Here is a 25,196-nt window from a genome sequence, read left to right as displayed (position 1 = left end):
TACCGGATTCGGCAGGAGCTGTCGGGCGGGAACATCGGCGCTGGTGAACGTGGGTTTTCCGGTACGTCGAATTTCTGGTGATCTTTCGTTTTCCATGGAGCTTGCGGTGAAGATCACCGGGTATCCAGAGCTCTCAGGACGCCACGTCACAAGGCGGCGGCGCGCGCCCCGAAAGGCGGACCCGAATGGACCCCACGTCAGCGCTGGACAGACGCCGTGCCCTCAGCGCGCTGGGCGCGGCCGCGCTCTGCCCGCTCGTCGGCGGACCCGTCTCGGCGAGGCCCGCGGAGCCCGCGCGTCCGGGGCACAGTCCGTCACTCGGGCCCGGCGAGGCGTGGCGGCTGCTGCGCAAGGGCAACGAGTACTGGGTGGGCGACCGGCTGCGGCATCCCGACCAGAGCAGCGCGCACCGGCACCGGCTCGCCGAGGCGCAGCACCCCTTCGCGGTCGTGGTGACGTGCATCGACTCGCGGCTGTCCCCCGAGATCGTCTTCGACCAGGGCATCGGCGACCTGTTCGTGGTGCGCACCGGCGCGCACACCCTTGACGACCTCGTCACAGGCTCGATCGAGTACGGCCCGCTCCAGGACGGCACACCCCTCATCGTCGTCCTCGGCCACCAGAGGTGCGGCGCGGTGAGCGCGGCGGTCAGCGCGCTGGACGGCGGCCGACGCGCCCCGGGACATCTCGCCGACGTCGTCGAGGCGCTGCGGCCCGCGGTGACCGAGGCGCGCCGCGCGGGCGGCGACCTCGTGGAGGCGACGGTGCGCGCCCAGATCACCCGTACCGTCGCCGTGCTCGAACACGACCCCGCGCTCGCCTCCCGGGTCGGCTCTGGCCGGCTGGGGCTCGTGGGGGCCTACTACGAGCTGGGCACCGGCCGTCTCAACGTGCTGCGCACCAAGGGCTTCACGCCCTGATCCCGGGGTCAGAGGGCGACGACGGCGCGGCCGCTCAGGGCGCCGTCGCGCAGCGCGGCGTAAGCGGCCGTGGTCTCTTCGAACGGGAAGAGTTGGGTGTCGTTACGCACCTCTCCGGAGGCGGCGAGGGACAGGACCTCGCGGAGGTCGGCCACCGAGGAGCCCTGGAAGGTGAAGATCTCGGCGTCCTTGGGCAGGCCGCCGAACCACGGCCTGTCGTAGGTGCCCCCGGCCGCGCCGACGAGGCCGAACGCGCCGCCGGGCGCGACCGAGCCGACGCCCGCGCGCAGGGTGGCGTCCGCGCCGACGAAGTCCAGGACGGCGTCCGCGCCGTGGCCGGTCAGCGCGCGGACGGCACGGGCGACGCCGCGCCCGCCCGGGATCGTCTCGTGCGCGCCGAGGCCGCCCGCGCGGGCGAGCGCGTCGGGGTCGGTGTCGACCGCGACGACCCGCGCCCCGGTCAGCAGCCGCAGGAACTGCACGGCGAACCCGCCGAGCCCGCCGACGCCGATGACGACGGCGGTGCCGCCTTCCGGGACGCGCGGGAGCACCCTGCGGACCGCGTGGTAGGAGGTCGCCCCCGCGTCGGTAAGGGGACCCGCCGTCACCGGGTCGAGGGAGGGCGGGAGCCTTACGAGCGCCCGTATGTCGTCCACCAGGACGTATTCAGCGAGCCCGCCGTCGCGGCCGTAGCCGCGTCCGTAAGGGCGCTCGGGGCAGACGCTGTCGAGGCCGCGCGCGCAGAACCGGCAGGAGCCGCATGACGCGGGCGACACGATGGCCACCGCGTCGCCTTCCGCGACCCCGTGGACGCCCCTGCCCACCGCCGCGACATGTCCCGAAGTCTCGTGTCCGAGCGTGAACGGGGCATGCCAGCCGAGCGCGCGGGCGACGTCGGCGGTGATGCCGGGCATCGCGAGGTCGGAGTGGCACAGGCCGCACCCCGCGACCCGCACGACGGCCTCGCCGGGACCCGGTTCCGGTACCTTGACCTCCGCGAACGCGGGTTCCGCCAGCCAAGCTCCGAGCCGGTAAGCCCGCATCGTCAGTCCCACGACACCTCCGCACGCCGCCTTCGCCGTCCCCCCGTCTTACCGCGAATCCCGCCACATCCGGCATATACGAACAAGATTCGTTATTTTCTTGCCATTCCGGTTCACGAAGGCTGGATCGTTGACGGCGTCCGGCCCGAGTTGTGCAGAGGCATTCGACCCGGATTTGGGCTTCATCCATGTCACGTCCGGATATGACGGCCTTCGGGGGTGTGCGCGGTGTCCGAACTGCTCGTGGGGACGTCCGGGTGGATGTACGACGACTGGCGTGGCGGGTTCTATCCGAGGGACGTGCCCAAGAAGGCGTGGCTCGCGTACTACGGCGAGCGGTTCCCGACCGTGGAGAACAACAACGCCTTCTACCGGTTGCCTTCACACGACACCTTCGCCGACTGGAAGGCCGCGCTTCCCGGCGGCTTCGTCATGGCGGTCAAGGCGAGCAGGTACCTCACGCACATGAAACGGCTGCGCGATCCCGCCGAGCCCGTCCGGCGGCTGATGGACGCCGCCGAAGGGCTCGGGGCCGTCCTGGGGCCCGTGCTGCTGCAGTTGCCGCCGACGATGCGCGGCGACCCCGACCGCCTCGACGGGTGCCTGCGCGCCTTTCCGCGCCGCGTCAGGGTCGCCGTGGAGCCCAGGCACCCCTCGTGGTGGACCGACGACGTCCGCCGCGTCCTCGAGGCGCGCGGGGCCGCCCTGACGTGGGCCGACCGGCTGGGCCGTCCGCAGAGCCCGCTGTGGAGGACCGCCGACTGGGCCTACCTCCGCTTCCACGAGGGCGCGGCCGAACCCCGTCCGCACTACGGCGACCGTGCCTTGCGCACCTGGCTCGACCGGCTCCGCGAAGGCGGCCCTTTCCAGCGCGCTTACGTCTACTTCAACAACGACCAAGGCGGGGCCGCCGTACGCGACGCCGAGCGGTTCCGCGACCTCGCCCGCGCGGCGGGGCTCAGCGCGCCCGCGACGCGGCGTGCGCGGCGTACAGCAGCCGCAGGGAGCCGATCTCCGCGACGTTCTTCGTGAGCTCGACGGTCACCCACGCGAGCGCGTCAGAGAGCGGCTGAGCGAGCCCGAAAAGGGTCACCGACCGGGTGTCGAGGTCGGCGTCGGCGACCCCGTCGAGACAAGTGCGCCAAGCCGCGACGAGCGCGCGCAGCCGCGCCGCCGACGCCGTCGCCGAGCCCGGCCAGACGGGCATTTCGGGGCCCGGGACGCCGAAGCACTCGCGCAGCGCGGCGGTCCACCACAGGTCGATGTGCCACATCAGCCACGCGATCGTCGGGGTGGGCACCGGGTCGGGCTCGGTGTCCGCCCAGTCGGCGGCCCAGCCGCCCGCGCCGTCCGGACGGACCGTCCACGACGTCGGCGACGGCTCCCACAGGCACTCGGCGTCGCCGAGGCCGTCGAGGTGGTAGTCGAGCAGGGCCTCGGCGACGGCGAGCTGGTGCAGGAGCAGGGCGGCGCGCGGCGTGGGCATCCCGGCAGTCTGCCCGACCGCGCGCCCGCGCCGCACCCGGGTTTACGCGCTCAGTCCAGCCCGGCGAAGGCGCGGAAGAACGCCTCGTGGTCGAGGGCGACGGTCAGGAAGGTCCCCGAGCCCGGCGCCGGGCGGCCGCCCCAGCCGCCCGGCTCGCGGTACACCTCGGCCTCGGCCCAGACGGCGATCTCCGGGTCCAGCGCGCAGCAGGCCGCCGTGGGGTCGTGCAGGAGCTTGCCGTCCCGCTTGCGGCGCAGGTACAGCTCCATGCCCCGGTGGATGAGCGCGAGCGAGGGCGAGTCCGCCGCGTGCGGGGCTAGACGGTCGTGGAAGGCGCGGTCGTATCGGACGGCGTGCGTGACGTTCTTCGACACGAGGTCCCTGCGGCCGATCGCGGCGGACGACAGCGCGCCCAGGGCCGCGCGCGGCGCGCCGTTGAAGTTGAACGTCGGGCACACGTCCTTGCCCGCGAACTTCTCAAGCCGGTGCTCGGGCGGGACGAGGGCGTCGCCGGCGAAGCCGCCCTGGGCGACCCATCTGTCGAGCCGCAGGTCCGGGTGCTCCTCGAGCAGCGCGCCGAGGTGGTGCGGCGGGCCCCCGGTGACGAGCACGGCACGGGGGTGCGCGGCGAGCGCGTCGGCGAGGACCCGCGTGGCGGGCGCGTCGGGGTCGGCGGCGGGCCATGCGCCGAGCCACTTGCGGTGGAATCCCGAGACGTGGTCGCGGCCGGTGCCCGGGTCGCGGCCGCCGACGCGCACGTCGGGGCGGCCGAGCAGATCCAGCACCCGCCGGACGAGCCCGATCTGGTCGGCCGAGCCGGGCGTGACCGTGACCGCGCGCAGGTGCGCGCGCGGGTGTCCGGCGAGCAGGCACAGCGCGAGGACGTCGTCGGGGTCCTGGGTCTCGATGTCGAGCAGCAGGTCAAGCACACAAGCCTCCCTCGGAGGGCGGGAGACGCGGTGAGCCTAGCCGGGTGACGGCCCTGCCCGCGAAGGGTTTTTGGACGCCCACCAAGCCCCAGAAACTCTCACAGAGTGACTGATCCTGCGATTTCTGCAACATTGACTGCTGGAAGTGATTTAATCATCACCCATCGTGGCCGACCGGACATTAGCGGTCGGTCCCCCCGCACTGACCGCGACGGCACTGCGCCGTCCCGTAGGCGTGCGCGCGTCTCGGAGGACGCCGCGGGCCTCGGGTCCCTCGGTCAGCAGACACGTATGGAGAGATTCGTGCAGGTTTCCAAGATCGGGCGAGCGCTGGCACTCGGGCTCGTGCCGCTGTTCGCGCTCGCCTTCCCCGGCCCCGCGGTGCCCGAGACGACCGGGCACTCCGCCGTCGAGCGGCCGAGAACCGGACCGCTCGGCGCGCCCGACCACGTCGGCTTCGCCGTCGCCGACATCAACGCCGCGGTGTGGAAGCTGCGCAAGGGCACGGGCAACCGGTTCACGCAGATCCGCACGACCCAGCCGGTGGTCGCCGTCGCGGGCCACGGCACGTCCCGGATCGAGATGCGCCGCGCCCGCACCCTGCGCGGCGCGCCGCACCTCGAGCTGCTCCAGGCGAACGCGCCCGGGCCCTGGTCGGCGACGCCGTCGCAGGCCAAGCCGTACCTGTCCTACACCGTGCCGGACGTGGACGCGGCGGCGTCGCGGCTCGTCGGCGCGGGCTTCCAGCGGGTCGCCGACAGCGGCGCGTTCTCGTTCTGGAAGGGCTCGGGCGGGGTGCTCGTGCAGCTCATCGAGAACTCGGCCGCGCCGACCGGGCAGGACGCGGGCCAGCCGCCCGGCATCGACCTGGGCAAGGTCCGCAACATCTCGATCCTGCCGTGCCCGCTCGCGGCGGTCAGGTCGCAGGTCGCGCAGATCTCGGGGATCTTCTTCGCGCCGCAGGTCGCCTACGACATGCCGTGGGCGCTCGGCGACGGGTCCTCGGTGTTCGTGCACGAGACGGTCGAGCTGGGCAGCACGAACGCGCCGTACGTCAGCATCGTCACCCAGGCCCCCGCGCTGCCGCTGAACGGCTGCACGACCACGAACACCCCGTTCTACCCGGTCTTCCTCACCGCCGACGTCCCCGCCGCGGGCGCCCAGCTCGACGCGACGGGCTTCACCCGCCTCGCCGCCGCGACCCCCATGGTCTCCCTGCACCGCGCGGCAGGCATCTCCCTCGAAGTCGCCCACACCAGCTTCCTCCCCTGACCCCCAACGCGGGCGGCCCGGTTCCCCCGGACCGCCCGCACCACCCGCACCAGGGGGCCGCGACCACCGCACCTGGACCCGGCGTCGCCGACGGGCCCGCGCTCCGGCGCAAGACGGGCCTCGTCGGCGAGCCCGCGTCACAGGCGCGACAAGCGGCCCGCACGCCCGCGTTACGCGCGCGACAAGCGCAAGAAGGGCCCGCCTCGTCGGCGAGCCCGCGTCACAAGGCGCGACAAGCGGCCCGCCTTCGTCGGCGGGCCCGCACGCCCGCGTTACGCGGGCGACAGGCGCAAGAAGGGCCCGCCTTGTGGGCGGGCCCTGTGCGCGGCCGCGTTGTGGGTGCGGCGGGTGTCCGGAGGAGGGTCCGGCTTCGTTGGCGGGCCCTTCTCCGCGTTAGCGGGCGGTGAAGCTCGTCGGGAGGGAGGCGAAGCCTCGGTTGTTCGAGGAGCCGACGCGGACGGCGCTGTCCTCGTCGATGTCGTAGTCGGCGATCGCCGAGCTGAGCGTCTGGAGCGCGATGCGCGCCTCAAGGCGGCCGAGGATCGAGCCGAGGCAGTGGTGGCGGCCGTAGCCGAACGCCAGGGAGCCTGAGGTGTCGCGGCCGAGCACGAACGCGTCGGGGTCCTCGAAGACCTCGGGGTCGTGGTTGGCCGCGCCCGTCATGAGCAGGATGCGCGACTCGGCCGGGATGACAGTCCCGTGCACCTCGACGTCGGCGACGGTGGTGCGCGCGATGGTCTGCGACGGCGGGTCGTAGCGCAGCGTCTCCTCGACCCAGTCCTCGATCCTGCCGCCGAGCGCGAGCGCCTTCTGGTCGGGGTGCGACCACGCGGCGTGCCAGGCGTTGCCGAGCAGCAGCATCGTCGTCTCGATGCCCGCGCCGACCAGCAGGATGAGGATCGACACGACCTCCTCGGGCGTCAGCCTGTCGTCGCCCTCGGCCGCGTCGAGCAGGCCGGACAGCAGGTCGTCCTGACGCACCTTGGCCCGGTCGATCGTCAGCTCGGTGTAGTAGCCGACGAGCGCCCCGACCGCCGCCATCGCCGACGGCGGCAGGTCCCGCACCGGGCCTCCGTCCGGCTCCCGGTACATGATCGCCATGCCGAGGTCGCGCACCTTGGCGCGGTCGGCCTCGGGCACCCCGACGAGCTCGGAGATGACGTCGGTCGGGAAGCCGCCCGCGAAGTGCATCAGGTCGAAGGCGTCGCCGGACAGCAGCGGCTCGAGGTGGCCCCTGGCGATCTCGCGCAGCCGGGGTTCGAGCGCCTGCACCCGCTTGTTGGTGAACGCGCTCTGCACCAGGGACCGCAGCCGGGTGTGCCGGGGCGGGTCCATCGCCACGAACGAGAAGATCTGCTCGGCCTGCGGACCCCAGAACGCCGGCTCGAGGCGCAGGCCGTTCTTGCTGGAGTACCGCTCGGAGTCCTTCAGCGCCTCGACCACGTCGGCGTGCCGCGACAGCGCGTAGAAGTCGTCCTCTTCGTTGCGGTAGACGGGAGCCTCCTCCCGCATCCGCTTGTACACCGGGTACGGGTCCTTCTGGATCGCGAAGTCGAACGGGCTGTAGTGCAGGTCCATGGGCTGCCTTCTGGGACGAGGGGCGGTCGTGCGGGGCGTCATAGACGATCATGTACCAATCGCGCCGGTTTTACAGGAGAATGCCGGTTGTGGATATCGAACGGGTGCCTCGGGGGATCGACGCTTCGCGTGCCCATCCGGCACGGCGGTACGACTACTGGCTGGGCGGCAAGGACAACTTCACCGCCGACCGCGAGTCCGCGCGCATCATCGCCGACGCCTTCCCGACGATCCGCCTTTCCGCCATCGAGAACCGCCGCTTCCTGCACCGCGCCGTCCGCTACCTCGCCGAGGAGGCCGGGGTCCGGCAGTTCCTCGACATCGGCGCGGGCCTGCCGTCGGCGGGCAACGTGCACGAGATCGCCCAGGAGATCGCGCCCGAGAGCCGCGTCGTCTATGTCGACAACGACCCGATCGTCCTGGTGCACGCCCGCGCGCTGCTGAACAGCTCGCGCGAGGGCAGGACCGCCTACCTCCAGGCCGACCTGCGCGAGCCGGAGAAGATCCTCGAACTGCCCGAGCTGTACAAGACGCTCGACATGTCCAAGCCCGTCGCGCTGATGCTGCTCGCGGTCTTCCACTTCCTCGAGGACGACGCCGAGGCGCACCACATCCTGCGGACCCTGCGCGCCGCGCTCGCGCCGGGCAGCTACATCGCCCTGTCCCACGCCACGAGCGACGACCTCGCCTCCCCGGTGGAGGAGCACGACGTCGTCAACAAGCAGAGCGGCATCCCCTTCCGGCTCAGGACGGCGGCCGACCTCGCCGGGTTCGTCGAGGGGCTCGAACTCGTCGACCCCGGCGTGATCACCCTGCCGCACTGGCAGCCGAACGTGCCCGAGCGCCAGCGCGCGCGGCCCGGGGACATCTGCATGCACGGGGTCGTCGCGCGGGTGCCCTGAGCCGTCAGCCCAGCGCGAGCGCGCCGTTCGGACAGGCCCGGACGGCCCTTGCCGCGAGGTCGGGATCGGGTTCCACGGGCAGGATCACGACTGTGCCGTCGGCGTCGTCCTGGTCGAACATGTCGGGCGCGGTGAAGACGCACTGGCCCGCGCCGCGGCAGGCCGCCAGGTCGGCCCGGACGCTCACCATGTGACGGGCAGGGCCGCGACCCCGTAGACGAACTGCTCGGGCCGGAACACCACTTCCTCGGCCGGGACGGCGAGGGCGAGCCCCGGAGCGCGCTCGAACAGCCTCGGCAGCGCGACGTTCATCTCAAGCCTGGCCAGCGCAGCGCCGATACAGGTGTGCATCCCGAACCCGAACGCGACGTGGTGGCCTGGCGGGCGTGAGGCGTCGAACGTCTCGGGGTCGCCCTCGAAGTGCGCGGGGTCCCGGTTGGCGGCCGACAGCGACACGACGAGCCCGTCGCCCGCCTCGACCCGCACCCCGCCGACCTCGACGGGTTCGCGTGCGGTCCTGGCGAGGCCGAAGTGGACGATCGACAGGTAGCGCAGCAGCTCCTCGGTGACCGCGGGCGCGTACGACGGGTCGGCCTTGAGCCTGGCGAGCTGGTCGGGCGTGCGCAGCAGCGTGAACGTGCCGAGGGACAGCATGTTGGCGGTGGTCTCGTGCCCGGCGATGAGCAGCAGCCGGGCCATGAGGACCAGTTCCTCCTCGGTGAGCGTGCCCTCCCTGACGTGGGCGGTGACCCTGCCGAGCAGGTCGTCGGTCGGCGCGGCGACCTTGGCGGCGATGAGGTCGGTGAGGTAGCCGTACAGCCGTTCGGCGGCGGCGACGGCGATCGCCGGGTCCGCCTCGACGTTCAGGAACTCGAGGCTCGCGCGCTGGAAGAAGTCGTGGTCCTCGTAGGGGATGCCGAGCAGCAGGCAGATCACCAGCGACGGGAGCGGCAGCGCGAAGTCGGCGACGAGGTCGGCGGGCGGGCCCTGCGCGAACATGTCGTCAAGGAGGTCGTCGACGGCCTCCTCGATCGACGGTTTGAGCTGGTTGATCCGCCGAACCGTGAACTCGGCGGCCAGCATCTTGCGCATCCTCGCGTGGTCGGGGTCGTCAAGCCGCAGGAACGACAGCGCGCCCTTGACGGCCGGGACGGGCAGCAGCTTCGGAAAGGCCGGGTCGGAGTCGTCAACGCTGAAGCGCGGGTCCGCGAGCACGGCACGCGCCTCGGCATGCCCGCCGACGAGCCACGCGGTACCCCCGTCGGCGAGCCTGACGCGCGCGGGCGGCCCGTCCCTGAACTCCTCAAGCCCGACAGGAAGCCCAAGCGGATCCTCCCGCTTAGTCGGCATTTCCGGTGTCTGCACCATGACGTTCCCTTCGCCGGTTTCGCCCAGAAAGTAAGCCGCCTCCACCAGAAGATCAAGACTCTCAGAGTGAGACTTCCATACCAGCAAAGACAGGGCCCCCACGGCGACGCCGCCGCCCGCCGCGTGGGACGGGCGGCGGCGACACCTCACCGTGACGCCGGGGCCCTCAGCGCGCGGGTGAACGCGGTGAGGTCGGGGGCGTCGGGGAGGCCGTAGGTGCGCGCGGTCACCTCGTCGGCTTCGACGTCGGTGAGCAGGCGCGTCGCGTTGAGGCGGAACTTCAGGGCGAGCTCGTCGGCGGTCAGCGGGTCGCCGGGGCCGCCCCGGTTGACGTCGACGCGCTCCTCAAGCACCTCGCCCGAGGTGAGGGTGACGCGCAGGACCGCGGGGAACTGATGCGGGAAGATCTCATCGCAGCGCGCGTCGGGGGCGCAGTGCACCTTGGCGGCGAGCGCGAGCCGCGCGGGGTCGGCGGCGGCCGCGTCGGTGAAGTCCTCGTGGAACAGGCCGAGCCCTCCGCCGCCGAGCAGCGCGGCGGCGACCGTGTACGGGCCGGAGAACGCCGCGTGGTACCCAGAACTCGGCCGGATCTTGTCCTCACGCGGCTCGCCGATCGTGCGCAGCACCGGGGTCGGCGCGCCGAGGTCGATCCGCTCGATCGCGGTGACGTCCAAGCCCCTGGCGCGCAGCCTGCGCGCCGCGTCGATCCCGGCGTGGGTGAAGTGGTTGCACGGGTAGGGCTTGAAGAAGATCCCCGGCAGCTCCCAGCGCTCGCCGAGGCCGTCGAGGAGCGGTTCGAGGTGGTACTTGTCGCCGCAGAACGCCTGGAGCAGGCCGAACCGGCCCTCGAGGACGGTCGGCGGGCCGGTGAGGCCGGTGCGGGCGAGCCCTGCCGCGGTGACCGCGGCGTGCGCCGCCCAGCCGCAGTGCACCCGCTTGACGGTGCCGCCGGTCCGGTTTGCCTCGAGCAGGCCGGAACCCATGCTCGCGGCGATGCCGAGCGCGTGCGCGACGCCGTCGGCGGCGAGGCCGGACAGCATCGCGGCCGCCGCCGCGCCGCCGAGCGCGCCGCAGATCGCGGTCGCGTGCAGGCCGCGTTCGAAGAACACCGAGTTGCCCAGGCCGGGGTCGTATCCGGCCATGCCGACCCGGACGGCGATCTCCACGCCGACCCCGATCGCGTCCAGGAGCTGTGCCCCGGACGCGCCGCGCGCCTCGGCGACGGCGAGCGCGGCGGGCACGACCGACGCCGACGGGTGCAGGACCGAGGGCAGATGGGTGTCGTCGAAGTCGAGCGAGTGCGCGAGGGTGCCGTTGAGCAGGGCGGCGCTCGGCTCGGGCAGCGGCGCGGCATGGCCGAGCGCGGTCGAGCGGCCCGCGCCGCCCCACTCGGCGACGAGCGCGCCGACGGCCTTGGCCGGGGCCTCCGCGGTGGCGGCGAGGCTGTTGCCGAGCACGTCGAGTACCCTCCGGGCGGCGTCCGCGCGCAGCTCGGGCGGCAGCCCTTCGGCGCGGACCTTGGCCGCGAAATCACCGAGGAGTGCGACGGCGGTGCTCACGCGCTCACCGCCGCGAGCGGACGGACGGGTGAGCCGGTGCCGCCCTTGATGCGCAGCGGCGCGAGCACGAACGCGAACTCGTGCACGCCCTGCTCGGCGAGGTCCTCGAGGTTCAGGTGCTCCATGATGTAGATGCCGTTCTCCACGAGCAGCAACCGGTGCACCGGCAGCACCGCGTGGCCCGCGCCCGCGGGGATCTGCTCGTAGGCCGTGGTGTCCGCGCCGGTCGCGACGATCCCGCGCGCGGCGAGCCACCGGGCCGCCTCGACCGTCGCGCCGGGCACGCCCGCGGCCTTGCTCAGGTAGGTGTCGGCGTCGCCGAAGTTCCGCGCCCAGCCGGTGCGGATCAGCGCGACGTCGCCCTCGCCCGGCGCGACGCCCGCCCGCTCGGCCGCCGCCTCGAGGTCGGCGACGGTGACGCCGTACCCCGCGGGAAGCGTCGGGACCCCGTGGACGGCGGCGACGTCGAGCAGGACGCCCCGGCGCAGCAGGCCGGGCAGGGTCTCCGCGCCCAGCGCGCTGAACGCCCCGCCCTTCTGCGCCTCGGCCGCGTCGATCCCGCCGTGCAGCTCACCGCAGTGGCTGACGTGCGAGAGCGCGTCGATGTGCGTGCCGACGTGCCCGCCGGTGACGATGATCTCGTTGGCCGCCGACCCCCCGTCGGGCCGTTCCATGTCGCCGTGACGGCGGATGAGCGTCATCCGGAAGCCCGGGTGGTTGGGCGAACACGGCATGCCGGTGAAGAACGGCTGCCCGAGCTCGATCAGGCGGACCCCGGCGGCCACGGCGGCCAGCAGCGGATCACGTGCGGTGGTCTGGGACATCGGCTTTCCTCGTCCTCTGGGGTGCTCGGAGTTGTCAGCGGTCAGGGGTTGGGGGCGTCGGCGAGGGCGGTGAGCCAGCGGGCGCGTTCCAGGACCGCGCGGTCGACGAAGCGGCCCGACGGGTCGATCCAGGCGGAACCCGAGGTGTCGGCGCGGGCCAGGAGGTCGCGGGCCCAGGCCGTCTCGGCGGGGTCGGGGGCGCAGACCTCGTGGACGACGGGGATCTGCGCGGGGTGGATGACGGATCTGCCGAAGAAGCCCGCGGCGCGGCCCTCGACGGTGTCGGCGCGCAGGCCGTCGAGGTCGCGGACGGTCGTCCAGACGCTCTGCGCGGGGCTCGGCAGCCCCGCCGCGCGGGCGGCGACGACGATCCGGGAGCGCGGCCAGGCCAGCGCGGCCCGGTCGGCGCGCAGGTCGGCGGCGAGATCGGCCTCGCCCAGGGAGATGCCGTGGACCAGCGGGTGCGCGGTGGCGAGCGCGAACGCGTTCTCGACGCCGCGCGCGGACTCCACGAGCGGGAACACCGGGACGCCCAGCGCGTCGGCGACGCGGCGCAGCTCGCCGGGGTCCTCGCACTTGGGGACGCGGACCCCCGCGAGCGCGCCCGGCGCGGCGGCCAGCGCGGCGAGGTCGGCCCGGCCGGGCTCGGACGCCGGATCGTTGATCCGCACGTAGGCGGCCCGGCCGTCGCCGAGCACGGTGAGCGCGGCGCGGCGGGCGGCCTCCTTGGCCGCCGCCGCGACCGCGTCCTCAAGGTCGATGACGACGGCGTCGGCGGGGCCGTCGAGCGCCTTGCCGATCCGGTCCGGCCGGTCGCCCGGCACGTACAGCCACGACCTGATCATCCGACGACGCCCTTGGCGCGCAGGTCGGCGAGGCGTTCGGCGGTGACCCCGTACCGGGCCAGGAACTCCTCGGTGTGCGCGCCGAGCGCGGGGCCCGTCGAGCGGATCTCGCCCGGCGTCTCCGACAGCCGGAACAGGATGTTCTGCATCCGCACCGGGCCGAGTTCGTCGTCGGGGACCGTGGCGATCGTGCCGAGCGCGGCGAACTGCGGGTCGGCGAGCACGTCGGCGGCGTCGTAGATCGGCGCGACGGCGGCCTGCGCCTCCTCGAACGCGGCGATCACCTCGGCCCTGTCGCGGTCGGCGATCCAGCCGCCGACTGCCGCGTCGAGCTCGTCGGCGTGCTGGGCGCGCTCGGCCCCCGAGGCGAACCACGGCTCGGCGACGAACTCGGGTCGTCCGACGAGCCGCATGACGCGCTCGGCGATGGACTGGGCGCTGGTGGAGACCGCGACCCACTTGCCGTCGCGGGTCCGGTAGGTGTTGCGCGGCGCGTTGTTGGACGACCGGTTCCCGGTGCGCTCCTGCAGGACGCCGAGCTGGTCGTAGGCGATGATCTGCGGGCCGAGCAGGGTGAGGATCGGCTCGATGATGGCCATGTCCACGACCTGGCCGCGGCCGGTGTGCTCGCGGGCGCGCAGCGCCGTCATCACCGCGAAGGCGGTGGTGAGCGCGGTGATGCCGTCGGCGAGGCCGAACGGCGGCAGGGTGGGCGGGCCGTCGGGCTCGCCGGTGATCGCGGCGAAGCCGCTCATCGCCTCGGCGAGCGTGCCGAACCCCGGGCGCCCCGCGTACGGGCCGAACTGGCCGAACCCGGTGACGCGGGCGAGCACGAGCCCGGGGTTGATCGCGCTCAGCGCGTCGTAGCCGAGGCCCCACTTCTCCAGGGTGCCCGGCCTGAAGTTCTCGATGACGACGTCGGCGTCGGCGACCATCGCGCGGAAGATCTCCTGGCCCTCGGGCGAGCCGAGGTAGAGGGTGATCGCCTTCTTGTTGCGGCCGATCATCTTCCACCACAGGCCGACGCCGTCCTTGCTCGCGCCGTGGCTGCGGACCGGGTCGCCCCTGGGGTGCTCGACCTTGACGACCTCGGCACCGAAGTCGCCGAGCAGCGTCGCGGCAAGCGGTCCGGCGAACAGCGTCGCGGTGTCGATGACCCGCAGGCCCTCCAGGGCGCGTGCCATGGCGTGCACCTTCCTTTCCTCGTCACCCCGCCGCCTCGTTCCTCTTAGCGGAACGACGAAGAGCCGTTGATCGGTCATGCCCTTCGGCCGGGGAAGCCCAAGTTCGCACTGATCACGGCGTATCGTCAAGTTCGTCCAGGAGATTGACCCGGGCGGTCGGCGGATGTCACGATAAGGCGTAGCCAGATCGTCGTTCCTGTGAGCGGAACAAGAACAGGGCAGCCGTCCGACCCCGCACCGCGGGCGGCGGCGCGCAGGAAGGCACGGAGCTGACGCGATGAGCGCAACGGATTTCACCGGCCCCGACCTTGTGGTCGCGGGCGCGGGCGGCGGCCTCGCCGGGGCCCTGCGCGCGGCCGAGCACGGCCTCAGCGTGCTCGTCGTGGAGTGCAGCGAGCACTTCCGCAGGGGCAACAACACCTCGATGTCCACCGCGATGTTCCCCGGCGCGGGCTCGCGCTGGCAGGCCGAGGCGGGGGTCGCCGACTCCCCCGAGGCGTTCGTCGCCGACATCATGGCCAAGACCAAGGGCAGGGCCGACGCGCGTCTCGCGGGCACCCTCGCGGCCGTCAGCGCGCCGCTCGTGGAGTGGCTCGCCGACGGCGTCGGGCTGCCGCTGTCCCTGGTGACCGACTTCAACTACCCGGGCCACTCCGTGCCGCGCTGCCACTCGCTGCCCGGCCGGCACGGCACGTCCGTCATCGACCATCTGGCCCGCCGCGTGCGCGAGCACCCGGACATCGACCTGCTGATCCCCGCCCGCCTGGTGGACGTGCGCACCGGCGAGGACGGCGCGGTCAACGCCGCCGTCGTGAGCCTGCCGGACGGCACCGAGGAGGAGATCCCGACCCGCGCGGTCCTGCTCGCCACCAACGGCTACGGGGCCGACCGCGCGCTGGTCGACAAGTACCTTCCGGAGATCGCCGGGGCGCTGTACCAGGGCGGTGAGCACTCGCGCGGCGACGCGCTGCGGATCGGCGCACGCCTGGGCGCGGCCACCGGCTTCCTCGACGCCTACCAGGGCCACGCCGCCGTCGCGGCGGGCGCGGGCACCCTGCTCGGCTGGGCCACGATCATCCGGGGCGGCGTCCTCGTCGACCGCACCGGCCGCCGCTTCGGCGACGAGACCCGCGGCTACTCCGAGTACGCCGCCGAACTCGCCGCACGCCCCGAGGGCACCGGCTGGATCGTCATCGACAAGACGATCTACGACGAGTGCCAGGCGTTCCAGGACTTCCGCGACGTGGACAGCGCGGGCCGCATCCTGTGGGCCGACGACGCCGCCGCGCTCGCCGAGGTCACCGGCCTGCCCGCCGGACCCCTCGCCGCCGAACTCGCCGCGTCCGCCGCCGCCGCGCGCGGCGAGGCCGCCGACCCGCACGGCCGCGTCCACTGGGAACGCCCCCTCGAGCCGCGTTACGCCGCCGTCCGGGTGCTGCCCGCGCTCTTCCACACCCAGGGCGGCCTCATCGTCAACGAGGACGCCCTCGTCGTCAACGGTTCCGACACCCCGATCCCCGGCCTGTACGCGGCCGGGGGCGCGGCGGCCGGGATCTCCGGCCACGGCGCGGACGGCTACCTGCCGGGCAACGGCCTGCTGCCCGCCTTCGGCCTCGCCTACCTCGCCGCCGACCACCTCGCCCGCGCCCTCGGGCGCTGACCCGCTCCGATCCCCTGGAGGACAGTTTCCATGGCGTCCATCGAACTGCTGCTGAAGAGCGTCCGCGCCGTCCGGCCCGGCGACGCCGACGGGACGCCCCCGCCCGTCGACATCGCGGTCAACGACGGCAAGATCGTGCGGATCGCGCCGGACATCCCCGCCGACGACGCCGCCGAGGTGGTCGACGGACGCGGTCTGCTCGCCTTCCCCGGCGTGGTGGACGCCCACCAGCACTGGGGCATCTACAACGAACTGGCCGTCGACACCGCGACGGAGAGCCGGGCGGCGGCCCAGGGCGGCGTCACCACCGCGCTCACCTACATGCGGACCGGCCAGTACTACCTGAACAAGGGCGGCTCCTACCGCGACTTCTTCCCCGAGGTCCTCGCCGCGTCCGACGGCAAGGCGTACGTGGACTACGCCTTCCACCTCGCGCCCATGTCGGCGCAGCACATCGGCGAGATCCCGTACCTCGTGGAGGAGCACGGCGTCACGTCGTTCAAGATCTTCATGTTCTACGGCAGCCACGGGCTGCACGGCCGCTCGACGAGCCAGAGCGACTTCCTGATGATCCCCGAGAACGAGCGCTACGACCTCGCGCACTTCGAGTTCGTCATGCGCGGGGTGCAGAACGCGCGGGAGATCCTGACCGACTACGCGCCGCACCTGTCGCTGTCGCTGCACTGCGAGACCGCCGAGATCATGACGGCCTACACCAAGCTCGTCGAGCAGGACGGCTCCCTGACGGGCCTGCGCGCCTACAGCGCCTCGCGTCCCCCGCACTCCGAGGGCCTCGCCGTCACCATCGCCTCCTACCTCGCGCACGAGACCGGCCTGCCGAACATCAACCTGCTGCACCTGACCTCGCGCAAGGCGATGGAGGCGGCGATGACGATGGCGGGAACGTTCCCGCACGTCGACTTCCGCCGCGAGGTCACCATCGGCCACCTGCTCGCCGACGTGGACACCGCGCACGGACTCGGCGGCAAGGTGAACCCGCCGCTGCGCGAGCGCGAGGACGTCGAGGCGCTGTGGGGCCACGTGCTCGCCGGGAACGTCGACTGGGTCGTGTCGGACCACGCCTGCTGCAAGGACGAGATGAAGTTCGGCGCGGACCGCGACGACATCTTCCTCGCCAAGTCCGGCTTCGGCGGCGCCGAGTACCTGCTTCCCGGGCTCGTCGGCGAGGGGACCAAGCGCGGGCTGTCCCTCCAGGCGATCGCCCGCCTCACCTCGGCGAACCCGGCACGCCGCTACGGCCTGCTGGGCAAGGGCGACCTCGCCGAGGGCCTGGACGCCGACATCGCGCTCGTGGACCCCGACGCGTCCTGGACGGTCAGGGCCGCCGACTCCGAGTCCACCCAGGAGTACACCCCGTTCGAGGGCTTCGCGATGACCGCGCGGGTGACCGACACCTTCGTGCGCGGCGCGCGCGTCCTGGCCGACGGGAAGATCGTCGGCGGGCCGACCGGCCGCTACGTCCCGCGCGGGCGCTGACCCGAACGCGCCGGCCCCGTCTCCGCTCCCCGGAGGCGGGGCCTCGCCGTATCCCCACGACCTTAGGATCATGACGTGACGGACAAGACCGCCGCCGGAAGGGCGGCCCCGCGCCCCGCCCCCGAGCCCTCCGGCACCGAGACCGCGGCCCGCGTCGCCGACGTGCTGCTGCTGTTCGTCGGCGGGCCGCAGTACCTCGGCGTCAGCGCGATCAGCCGGGAGCTCGGCCTGTCCAAGGCCGTCGTGCACCGCATCCTGCAGTCGCTGGTGTCGCGGGAGATGCTGCAGACCGACCCCGGTATCCCCGGGTACCGGCTCGGGCCGGCCTCGGTCGCGCTCGGCGCGAGCGCGCTGTCCAGGTTCGAGGCGCGCACCGCCGCGCTGCCCGTGCTGCGGCGGCTGCGCGACGAGACCGGCGAGACGACCACGCTGTCCGGGCTGGTCGGTGAGGAGCGGGTCTACCTGACCCAGTTCGAGAGCCCGCGCGAGGTCAAGATGACGGTCGAGGTCGGGCGCAGGTTCCCGCTGTACGCGGGCTCGTCCGGCAAGGCGATCCTCGCGTTCCTGCCCGACTACCGGCGTGAGGCGGTGCTGGCCGGGCCGCTCGAGCCGATCACCGAGCGGACCGTCACCGACAGCGACGCGCTGCGCGCCGAGCTCGCCGGGATCGCCAGGGAGGGCGTCGCGGTGTCGATCGGCGAGCGGCAGTCCGACGCCGGGTCCATCGCCGCCCCCCTGTTCGGCCCGGACGGCGAGGCGCACGGCTCGATCAGCCTGTGCGGCCCGGCCCACCGGTTCACCCCCGACGTCGTCGGCCGGCACCGCGAGCTCGTCCTGGCCGCCGCCGAGGAGATCAACCGCAGCTGGGCCTGGCTGCGCTCCCCCGAAGCCCGCTGAGCCCGGACCCTCCGGCCCGGGCCCAACGGGACGCCTCACCACAGTTCCGGGTCGGCCTTTCCGCGTGCGGACGGGTTGAGCGCGTCGCGGACGGCGTCGCCGAGCAGGTTGAACGCGACGACCAGCAGCATGATCGCGACGCCGGGGAAGACCGTCGCCCACCAGGCGAGGCGCAGCGTCGTGCGGGAGTCGGCGAGCATGCTGCCGAGCGAGAACCCGGGCGGCTGGACGCCGAGGCCGAGCAGGCTGAGCGCGCTCTCCACGAGGATGAGGACGCCCGCGCTGGTCGACCACAGGATGACGACGGGTCCGAGCACGCTCGGCGCGATGTGCCGGAACAGGATCGCCGGGGTCCGCGCGCCGATCGTGCGCGCGGCGGTGACGAAGTCGAGCCGTTTGGTCTGTGACACCGAGTTCACGATCGTGCGCGCATAGTTCACCCATCCCCACACCGCGAGGATGATCATCAGTTTGACGATGCCGGGCCCGACGACCGCCGCGAGCGCGACGCCGACCGCCACGAAGGGCACCGCGAACTGGATCTCCGCGACCCGCATGAGCACGATGCCGAGGCTGTTCTCGAAGTACCCGGCGAGCAGGCCGAGCACAAGCCCGAACAGCGCCGCGCCGGTGGCGGTGACGACGCCGACGACCATGCTGAGCCGCAGCCCGAACAGGATGCGGCTGAACACGTCGCGGCCGAGGGTGTCGGTGCCGAGCAGGTGCCCGCCCTGCCCGCCGAGCCAGGACGGGGCCTGGCTAGCGGCCTGGAGGTTCTGCTGTGCGGGGTCGAACGGGGCGAGCAGCGGCGCGCACACCGCGACGAGCACGAGCACGCCGAGCAGCGGCACCGCGATCCTGCCGGTGGAGTCGGCCCACACGCGGGCGGCGATCTCGGCGGCCCGGGAGCGGCTGCGCGCGGCCCTTGGCGCGCGGTGCTTGGAGACTTCGGTCGTCGCCGTCGTCATGATGGCCTCCTGGAGGTCGGTCGCCCGGCGGTCATGCCGCCGCCTTCGCGCGCAGCCTTGGGTCGACGAGCCGGACGATCACGTCCATGCCGATGTTGACCAGGGTGATGAGCATCGCCATGCAGAACACGCTCGCCTGGACCAGGGGGAAGTCCTGGTTGGTGACGCTGCGGATGAGCAGCGCGCCGAGCCCGTTGTAGCCGAGCAGGGGTTCAAGCACGAGCAGTGAGCTGAACAGGAAGGAGAACTCGATGCCGAGCCAGCCGAGCAGCGGCGGGAGCGCCCCCGGCAGGGCGTGGCCGAGGAGCACCTTCCACGGGGGCACGCCCTTGGAGCGCGCGGTGAGCACGTGCCCTTCGGTGAAGGAGTCGAGGAGCTGGCCGCGCACGAGCCGCGCGGTCGTCGCGACCGCCGCGAGCGTCAGCACCAGGACGGGGATCACCAGGCTCGTCATGCCGCCGCTGCCGGTCGCGGGCAGCCACTTGAGGTTCACCGCGAACAGCAGGACGAGCAGCAGCGCCATCCAGAAGTAGGGGACGCTGCCGGTGAGGAACGTCGCGGTCATCAGCAGCCTGCCGCTGGCCCGGCTGGGCCGCAGCGCGGCGGCGACGCCGATCGCGAACGACAGCAGCACCGCGAGCAGCAGCGCGGGCACCACGATCCACAGGCTCGCGCCGATCCGCTCGAACACCATCGCGGCGGCGGGCTGGTGGAACGCGAACGACTGGCCGAAGTCGAGGGTCGCCGACCCGACGAGCGCGTGCCAGTACTGCACGAGGACCGGCGCGTCGAGGCCGAGCCGTTCCCTGGTCGCCTCCACGACGGCGGCGCTGGCGTCGGGCGGGGTCAGCAGTTCCGCGGCGTCGCCCGACAGCCGGGCGAGGACGAACAGGAACGTGGTGACGCCGAACGCGACGACGACGAGCATGAGCAGGCGGCGGACGAGGTAGCCGGTCATCGCGGCCCGCCCGAGGCCGCGGCTTCGACGATCCTGCCGAGGAAGGCACGGCGGTCGGCGGCGAGGCGGGCGGCGAGGTCGCCGTCCGGCTGGAACTCGTCAAGATCGGCGGCGGTGACCGAGCCGCGCTCGGCGAGCAGATGCTCCAGGACGGTGCAGCGGTCACGCATGACCCACACCTCGGAGGCGACCTCCATGAGGGCGTTGAACAGCCCGTCGAGGTGTTCCGGGCGGGTCAGGTAGACGGGGTCGTCGGCGGCGAAGCCTGGCATCGCTCACCCCCCTTTCTTGACGGTCAGCAGGGCGGAGTCCGGGCGGACCAGCGGCGGCGGCTCGGGAAGCGCGCGGTGCAGGTCGACGCCCGCGAGGCGCAGTTCGCCCGGGAAGTGGCAGGCGGCCTGACGGCCTTCGGCGACGGGCGCGAGCGCGGGCGCCTCGGTCGCGCACCGCTCGCGGGCGAGCGGGCAGCGGGAGCGGAACGCGCACCCGGACGGCCGGTCGATCGGCGACGGGATGTCGCCGCGCGGCACGATCCTGTGCTCGGCGTCGCGCTGCATCGAGGCGAGCACCGCGGTGTAGGGGTGGGCGGGCTCGGCGAACAGCGCGGCCACCGGCCCGATCTCCACGACCCTGCCGAGGTACATGACGGCGACGCGGTGGCTGAGGTGCCGCACGAGCGCGAGGTCGTGGGTGATGAACAGGTACGCCAGGCCCCGGTCGCGCTGGAGGTCCTGAAGCAGGTTGACGACCTGGGCCTGGACCGACACGTCGAGCGACGCGGTCGGCTCGTCGGCGACGATCAGCGACGGGTCGAGCATGAGGGCGCGGGCGATGCCGACGCGCTGGCGCTGCCCGCCGGACAGCTCCTGCGGGTAGCGGCCCGCGAAGGCCGGGTCGAGCCCGACCTGTTCCATCATCTCCCGTACCGCGCGCGCACGGTCGGCGGCGTCGCCGACCCCGTGGACCTTGAGCGGTTCGGCGAGGACGTCGCCGATGCGCTGGTAGGGGTTGAGCGAGGTCGACGGGTTCTGGAAGACCATCGCCATCCGCCGCCGGACCGCCTCGCGCAGCGGCCCGCCCTTCAGGGCGGTGACGTCACGGCCCTCGAACTCGACGCGTCCTGCCGTCGGCTCCTCAAGGCGGATGAGCATCCGGGCGACCGTCGTCTTGCCGCTGCCGGACTCGCCGACGAGACCCAGGGTCTCGCCCCTGCCGACCTCGAAGGAGACGCCGTCCACGGCCCGCAGGACACGGCCGCGGCCGACCCTGAACTCCTTGACGAGGTCGGCGACCCTCGCGACGGGCTGCTGTGTCACGGTGTTCCTCCGATCGGGCCGTAGCCCTCCGCGCGCAGGCACGCGGTGATCCGTCCGGGGACGACCTCGCGCGGCGCAGGGTGGGCCGAGACGCAAACGTCCTCGGCGCTGGGACAGCGGGCCGCGAAGGCGCAGCCCGGCACGTCCTCGGCGGGTCCCGGCGGGCGGCCCTCGATGGCGTGGAGCCGTCCGCCGGTCTGCGCGCCGGGCGCGGCGCGCAGCAGCGAGAACGTGTAGGGGTGCCGGGGCCTGGCCAGCACCTCGGCGGTCGGGCCCGACTCGACGACCTCGCCCGCGTACATGACGACGAGCCGGTCGGCGAGGTCGGTGATCACGTCGAGGTCGTGGGTGGCGATGACGATGGACAGGCCGAGGTCGCGGTTCAGCTCGCGCAGCAGCTCAAGGATCTGGGCCTGGGTGGTCACGTCGAGCGCCGTGGTGGGCTCGTCGCAGAACAGGACGGACGGGCGGGCCACCAGCGCCATCGCGATCACGATGCGCTGGGACTGGCCGCCGGAGATCTCGTGCGGGTACGACGCCATCCGCGAGGCGGGGTCGGGGATGCCGACCCGCGCCAGCATCGCCTCGGCGAGCTCGGCCGCCGCCTTCTTCGACAGCGACGGGTCGGCGGTGCGGGCCGACTCGACAAGTTGCGCGCCGATCCGCTTCATCGGGTGCAGCGACCGCCAGGGGTCCTGGAAGATCAGCCGTGCCCGGCTCGCGCGGAGCCGCCGCATCTCCCGGCGCGGCGTGGCCAGGACGTCCTGGCCGTCGAGGACGATCGAGCCGTCGACCCGCGCGCCGGGCGGCAGCAGCCGCAGCGCGGCGAGGATCGAGGTCGACTTGCCCGAGCCGGACTCCCCGGCCAGGGCGACGACCTCGCCGCGCCGCACCCGGAACGTGGCGTCCCGGATGATGCGCAGGGGGCCGCGCCCGGACGGGAGCGACACGCGCACCCCGTCCATCACGAGGGCGTCGGGGCCCTGCGCGGCGTCGGCGGGCGGCGCGGTGGCCGTCGCCGGCAGTCTTGTCTTCATGCCGCCTCCTGTCCGGGGTGCGCGGGGCGTCGGGCGATGGTCAGCCACGGGTAGTTCCCCGGGCCGAGCGGTTCCTGCCGCACGTCGGTGAAGCCCGCGGCCTCGGCGACCGCGACGAGGTCGGCCGTCGCGGCGGTACGCCACCACGGCTCGTTGCCGTTCTCTGCGTCCCAGTCGTCGAGCCACGCCTGGTGCCCCGCGCGTCGCCGGTAGGGGGTGACGTCGGAGAAGACGAGGTCGCCGCCCGGGGCGAGCAGCCGGAACGCCTCGGCGAACACCGCGCGGATCGCGTGCGGCGGCAGCTCGTGCAGCAGGATGAACGACGTGACGAGGTCGAAGCCGCCCTCGGGGAGCCCGGTGTCCTCGGCGGGGGCCCGCACGAGGGTCCAGGCAAGGCCCCGGTCGGCGGCCCGCCGCTGGGCGTAGCGCAGCGACGCCGTCGACAGGTCGACGCCGGTGATCGCCGCGTCCGGGTAGGTCTGGGCGAGTTTGAGCGTGTACTGGCCGGTTCCGCAGCCCAGGTCGCAGATCGCGGAGTACCTGTCGCGCGGCGCGGCCGCCGCGACCGCGCCGCGCTGCCGGAAGATGTCGCCGTAGGCGGGCACGAGCAGGTAGCGGTACACCAGCTCGTGGTGGACGAACCCCATGTGCGCGTGCCCGTCCCAGCCTCCTTCGGTGCCGTGGAACTCGTACTTCCAGTAGCGCGGCACCGCCTCCTGTCCCCGGTCGAGGATCGCCGTCGGGTCCGGCGCGGCGGCGAGCTCCCCCAGCTCGGCGCGGCGTTCGGTGAACGCCGCGACCGCGCGCGGGGTGAGCGAGCGCCGGTTCCAGCGCAGTGCCGCGCCGACGACCGCCTGCTCGGGACGGTCGGCGACGGCGCGGTCCGCCGCGGCGCGCAGCCCCTCGATCGGCGCGGTGGGATCGCCCTCCCACGCCGCGACCTCGGGAACGCCCTCCACCACCGCCCTGACCCGCGCGCGCAGCGGCGCGAGCGCGGCCCGGTGCGCGGCCAGGAACTCAAGCTCCGCGCGGCCGCGCTGGTGGAGCCTGACGGCGGGGTTCATGCCGTCGGGGACGGCGGTCTCGTCCGGGGACATGTGCCTCAGCCCTCCTTGACCACGCTGTCGAGCAGGAGCATCAGGCCGTTGGTGTTGTCGAAGCCGGACACGCCCTTGCGGAACCCGCCGACGGTCGGGGCCGCGTAGGTGTGCAGGACGTAAGCCTGCTCGTTGAGGTACGCGGCGCAGGCGTGGAGCTTCTTCTCGCGCTTGTCCGGGTCCATCTCGGTGCGCTCGGCCTCAAGGAGCCGGTCCCACTTGGCGTCCTTGACGAACGGCTTCTTGGACGACGACACGTGCCCGTACATCCGGTCGGCGTCGAAGATGCCGGTGTAGGACGCGCCGCGGTAGAAGACGTCGGCGTCGGAGCCGTTGCGGAACGTCTGGACCCAGACCGGGACCTCCACGGCGGAGATCTTCGGCTTGAAGCCCGCCTCCTGGAGCTGCGCCCCGACCGCCTCGTAGAGCTTCTTGTAGAGGTTCATGCCGAAGATCTCGATCTCCGCGCCCTCGGCCCCGGCCTCCTTGAGGAGCTTCTTCGCGCCCGCGAGGTCGTAGGGGGTGCGCTTCAGGCTCTTGTCGTAGCCGAACACGCCCTCGGCGGCGACCTGGCCGTCCTCGAGGGTGCCCGCGCCGAAGTTGATCGCGTCGTTCAACGCGGCGGCGTCCACCGCCATGACCGCCGCGCGGCGCACCCTGACGTCGTCGAACGGGGCCTTCGTGGTGTTCAGCTGGAGCATGTTCTGGTTGCCGCTGAAGTCGGCCTTGACGGTGAGGTCGTCGCGTCCGGCGAGGGTCTTGATGCTCTCCGCGCCGAGGTTCTGGGCTGCGTCGATCTCGCCGGCCTCGAGCGCGGACGCGAGCGCGCCCGGGTCGGTGAAGTAGCGCAGCGAGATGTTCGGCGTCTTGGGCTTGGCGCCGTAGAAGCCGTCGTAGGCGCTGAACTCGATGCCGGAGTCCACCTGGAAGCTGTCGATCTTGAACGCGCCCGAGCCGATCGGGTTCGCGGTGAAGCCGTCCGCGCCGACCTTCTTCCAGTGCGCCTCGGGGACGACGAAGACCTGGCCGATCCTGGCGAGCAGCAGCGGGTCGGGCGCGGTCGTCTCGATCCGCAGTGTCGTCGCGTCGACCTTGCGGACCTCCTTGATGGTGGCCACCGCCGTGGCGTTCGCGTACTGCTGTGCGGCGAGCTCGGTGAAGCTGAAGACGATGTCCTCGACCGTCACCGGGGAGCCGTCGTGGAACGTGACACCCTGGCGGAGCTTGAACTTCCAGACCGTGTCGCTGGAGCGCGACCACTCCTCGGCGAGACGCGGCGTCGCCTCGTCGTCGCCGCGCAGCTGGCGGACCAGCGCGTCGAACGCGTTGAACTGGAACGTCGTGTACTGCTCCTGCATCGGGTTCAGCGTGTCGTCGACGATCACCGTGCCGATGGTGAGGGGGCCGCCGCCGTCGGACGCGCCGGTGGAGCCGCCGGGGCCGCCGCAGGCGCTGAGCAGGCCGCCGCCCACCGCGACGCCGCCGAGCGCGATACCGCCGCGCAGGAACCCGCGACGGTCCACCGCCGCGCCGGAGAAGATCTTGTCCGCCACTTAACGCTCCTGCTTCTCGGCGGCCGCGACGGCGGCCGTGACTCTGGTGTCGGGGTCGAGGACCGCCCCGAAGACCCGGCTGACGAGCGCCTCGCGCTCGGCGCGCAGCCTCGCGGCGAGGTCGGCGGACGGCGCGAGGCCGTCCACCGCGGCGGCGGCGATGACGCCGTGCCGCTCAAGCAGGTGCTCGAGCACCAGCGTGCGGTCCTTGAGAATCCACAGTTCCGACGTCAGCTCCGCGATCATGCGGGCCAGGTCGTCGAGCCGGTCGCTCTCCAGATAACGGGGGGTTCGTTCGCTCAT

At 73.0% G+C, this 25,196-nt stretch carries 25 protein-coding genes; 7 read left to right on the top strand and 18 right to left on the bottom strand.

The features are described from left to right. The first annotated feature begins 185 nt into the window (after window positions 1-185). A complete protein-coding gene (locus R9X44_RS30235; RefSeq protein ID WP_319817744.1) occupies window positions 186-920 on the top strand; it encodes a carbonic anhydrase in 735 nt (244 codons plus the stop codon). Window positions 921-928: 8 nt separating this feature from the next. Here R9X44_RS30235 and R9X44_RS30230 read toward each other — a convergent pair whose 3' ends face one another. Continuing rightward, window positions 929-1,975, bottom strand: a complete 1,047-nt coding sequence (locus R9X44_RS30230) for an alcohol dehydrogenase catalytic domain-containing protein (RefSeq protein WP_319817743.1) — start codon at window positions 1,973-1,975, stop codon at window positions 929-931. Window positions 1,976-2,191: 216 nt separating this feature from the next. Here R9X44_RS30230 and R9X44_RS30225 point away from each other — a divergent pair, with 216 nt between their 5' ends. Beyond that, window positions 2,192-2,995: a DUF72 domain-containing protein gene (locus R9X44_RS30225; RefSeq protein ID WP_319817742.1), complete on the top strand. Its 804-nt coding sequence runs from the start codon at window positions 2,192-2,194 to the stop codon at window positions 2,993-2,995. Here the strand turns inward: R9X44_RS30225 and R9X44_RS30220 are convergent. Continuing rightward, window positions 2,922-3,449 (bottom strand): DinB family protein, encoded by a 528-nt coding sequence (locus tag R9X44_RS30220; protein ID WP_319817741.1) that lies wholly within the window; start codon window positions 3,447-3,449, stop codon window positions 2,922-2,924. The two genes, R9X44_RS30225 and R9X44_RS30220, sit on opposite strands and share 74 nt — an antisense overlap. Window positions 3,450-3,499: 50 nt before the next feature. Beyond that, window positions 3,500-4,378, bottom strand: coding sequence for a nucleoside hydrolase (locus tag R9X44_RS30215; protein WP_319817740.1), 879 nt, complete (start codon window positions 4,376-4,378; stop codon window positions 3,500-3,502). Window positions 4,379-4,681: 303 nt separating this feature from the next. Between R9X44_RS30215 and R9X44_RS30210 the strand changes: the two genes are divergently transcribed. Beyond that, entirely contained in the window at window positions 4,682-5,650 is a 969-nt protein-coding gene (locus R9X44_RS30210) for a VOC family protein (RefSeq protein WP_319817739.1), read from the top strand. Window positions 5,651-6,043: 393 nt separating this feature from the next. Here R9X44_RS30210 and R9X44_RS30205 read toward each other — a convergent pair whose 3' ends face one another. Beyond that, window positions 6,044-7,228, bottom strand: a complete 1,185-nt coding sequence (locus tag R9X44_RS30205) for a cytochrome P450 (RefSeq protein WP_319817738.1) — start codon at window positions 7,226-7,228, stop codon at window positions 6,044-6,046. A gap of 80 nt (window positions 7,229-7,308) precedes the next feature. Here R9X44_RS30205 and R9X44_RS30200 point away from each other — a divergent pair, with 80 nt between their 5' ends. Beyond that, entirely contained in the window at window positions 7,309-8,130 is an 822-nt protein-coding gene (locus tag R9X44_RS30200) for an SAM-dependent methyltransferase (RefSeq protein ID WP_413774999.1), read from the top strand. Window positions 8,131-8,134: 4 nt separating this feature from the next. Here R9X44_RS30200 and R9X44_RS30195 read toward each other — a convergent pair whose 3' ends face one another. From R9X44_RS30195 to R9X44_RS30170, 6 genes are all read right to left on the bottom strand, one after another. Further along, window positions 8,135-8,320: a ferredoxin gene (locus tag R9X44_RS30195; RefSeq protein ID WP_319817736.1), complete on the bottom strand. Its 186-nt coding sequence runs from the start codon at window positions 8,318-8,320 to the stop codon at window positions 8,135-8,137. Next, on the bottom strand, window positions 8,314-9,480 hold the full coding sequence (locus tag R9X44_RS30190) for a cytochrome P450 (protein WP_319817735.1): 1,167 nt from the start codon (window positions 9,478-9,480) through the stop codon (window positions 8,314-8,316). The genes R9X44_RS30195 and R9X44_RS30190 overlap by 7 nt, the downstream gene beginning before the upstream one ends. A gap of 164 nt (window positions 9,481-9,644) precedes the next feature. After that, window positions 9,645-11,057 (bottom strand): MmgE/PrpD family protein, encoded by a 1,413-nt coding sequence (locus tag R9X44_RS30185; RefSeq protein ID WP_319817734.1) that lies wholly within the window; start codon window positions 11,055-11,057, stop codon window positions 9,645-9,647. After that, window positions 11,054-11,881, bottom strand: coding sequence for a cyclase family protein (locus R9X44_RS30180; protein ID WP_319817733.1), 828 nt, complete (start codon window positions 11,879-11,881; stop codon window positions 11,054-11,056). Before R9X44_RS30180 ends, R9X44_RS30185 begins: the two co-directional genes overlap by 4 nt. 41 nt (window positions 11,882-11,922) lie before the next feature. After that, window positions 11,923-12,726, bottom strand: a complete 804-nt coding sequence (locus R9X44_RS30175; protein ID WP_319817732.1) for an HpcH/HpaI aldolase/citrate lyase family protein — start codon at window positions 12,724-12,726, stop codon at window positions 11,923-11,925. Next, window positions 12,723-13,910 (bottom strand): CoA transferase, encoded by a 1,188-nt coding sequence (locus tag R9X44_RS30170; protein WP_319817731.1) that lies wholly within the window; start codon window positions 13,908-13,910, stop codon window positions 12,723-12,725. Before R9X44_RS30170 ends, R9X44_RS30175 begins: the two co-directional genes overlap by 4 nt. Before the next feature lie 277 nt (window positions 13,911-14,187). Between R9X44_RS30170 and R9X44_RS30165 the strand changes: the two genes are divergently transcribed. The 3 genes from R9X44_RS30165 (at window position 14,188) to R9X44_RS30155 (ending at window position 17,964) form a co-directional block, all read left to right on the top strand. Continuing rightward, the gene (locus tag R9X44_RS30165; RefSeq protein ID WP_319817730.1) at window positions 14,188-15,570 is read left to right on the top strand and encodes an FAD-binding protein; all 1,383 of its coding nucleotides are present in this window, start codon (window positions 14,188-14,190) and stop codon (window positions 15,568-15,570) included. 30 nt (window positions 15,571-15,600) lie between these two features. Further along, a complete protein-coding gene (locus R9X44_RS30160; RefSeq protein WP_319817729.1) occupies window positions 15,601-17,067 on the top strand; it encodes a dihydroorotase family protein in 1,467 nt (488 codons plus the stop codon). A 75-nt stretch (window positions 17,068-17,142) separates the two neighbouring features. After that, the gene (locus R9X44_RS30155) at window positions 17,143-17,964 is read left to right on the top strand and encodes an IclR family transcriptional regulator (RefSeq protein ID WP_319817728.1); all 822 of its coding nucleotides are present in this window, start codon (window positions 17,143-17,145) and stop codon (window positions 17,962-17,964) included. Between the two features lie 35 nt (window positions 17,965-17,999). Here the strand turns inward: R9X44_RS30155 and R9X44_RS30150 are convergent, their stop codons facing one another. The 8 genes from R9X44_RS30150 to R9X44_RS30115 are packed head-to-tail and all read right to left on the bottom strand — an operon-like array spanning window position 18,000 to window position 25,196. Then, a complete protein-coding gene (locus R9X44_RS30150; RefSeq protein ID WP_319817727.1) occupies window positions 18,000-18,932 on the bottom strand; it encodes an ABC transporter permease in 933 nt (310 codons plus the stop codon). Window positions 18,933-18,963: 31 nt separating this feature from the next. Then, window positions 18,964-19,890, bottom strand: coding sequence for an ABC transporter permease (locus R9X44_RS30145; RefSeq protein WP_319817726.1), 927 nt, complete (start codon window positions 19,888-19,890; stop codon window positions 18,964-18,966). Then, window positions 19,887-20,162, bottom strand: coding sequence for a hypothetical protein (locus tag R9X44_RS30140; RefSeq protein ID WP_319817725.1), 276 nt, complete (start codon window positions 20,160-20,162; stop codon window positions 19,887-19,889). Before R9X44_RS30140 ends, R9X44_RS30145 begins: the two co-directional genes overlap by 4 nt. Window positions 20,163-20,165: 3 nt before the next feature. Continuing rightward, window positions 20,166-21,206, bottom strand: a complete 1,041-nt coding sequence (locus R9X44_RS30135) for an oligopeptide/dipeptide ABC transporter ATP-binding protein (protein WP_319817724.1) — start codon at window positions 21,204-21,206, stop codon at window positions 20,166-20,168. Next, window positions 21,203-22,243, bottom strand: coding sequence for an ABC transporter ATP-binding protein (locus tag R9X44_RS30130; RefSeq protein WP_319817723.1), 1,041 nt, complete (start codon window positions 22,241-22,243; stop codon window positions 21,203-21,205). The genes R9X44_RS30135 and R9X44_RS30130 overlap by 4 nt, the downstream gene beginning before the upstream one ends. Continuing rightward, window positions 22,240-23,340, bottom strand: coding sequence for a class I SAM-dependent methyltransferase (locus R9X44_RS30125; RefSeq protein WP_319817722.1), 1,101 nt, complete (start codon window positions 23,338-23,340; stop codon window positions 22,240-22,242). Before R9X44_RS30125 ends, R9X44_RS30130 begins: the two co-directional genes overlap by 4 nt. A gap of 5 nt (window positions 23,341-23,345) precedes the next feature. Beyond that, the gene (locus tag R9X44_RS30120; protein ID WP_319817721.1) at window positions 23,346-24,893 is read right to left on the bottom strand and encodes an ABC transporter substrate-binding protein; all 1,548 of its coding nucleotides are present in this window, start codon (window positions 24,891-24,893) and stop codon (window positions 23,346-23,348) included. Continuing rightward, window positions 24,894-25,196, bottom strand: a complete 303-nt coding sequence (locus R9X44_RS30115; protein ID WP_319817720.1) for a hypothetical protein — start codon at window positions 25,194-25,196, stop codon at window positions 24,894-24,896. It abuts the gene before it with no gap.

Source organism: Actinocorallia sp. A-T 12471 (assembly GCF_033875155.1).
In the GTDB taxonomy this organism is placed as follows: domain Bacteria; phylum Actinomycetota; class Actinomycetes; order Streptosporangiales; family Streptosporangiaceae; genus Actinocorallia.
The sequence above is the reverse complement of the archived record's forward strand: the minus strand, read 5'-3'. Positions and strand labels throughout refer to the sequence as shown.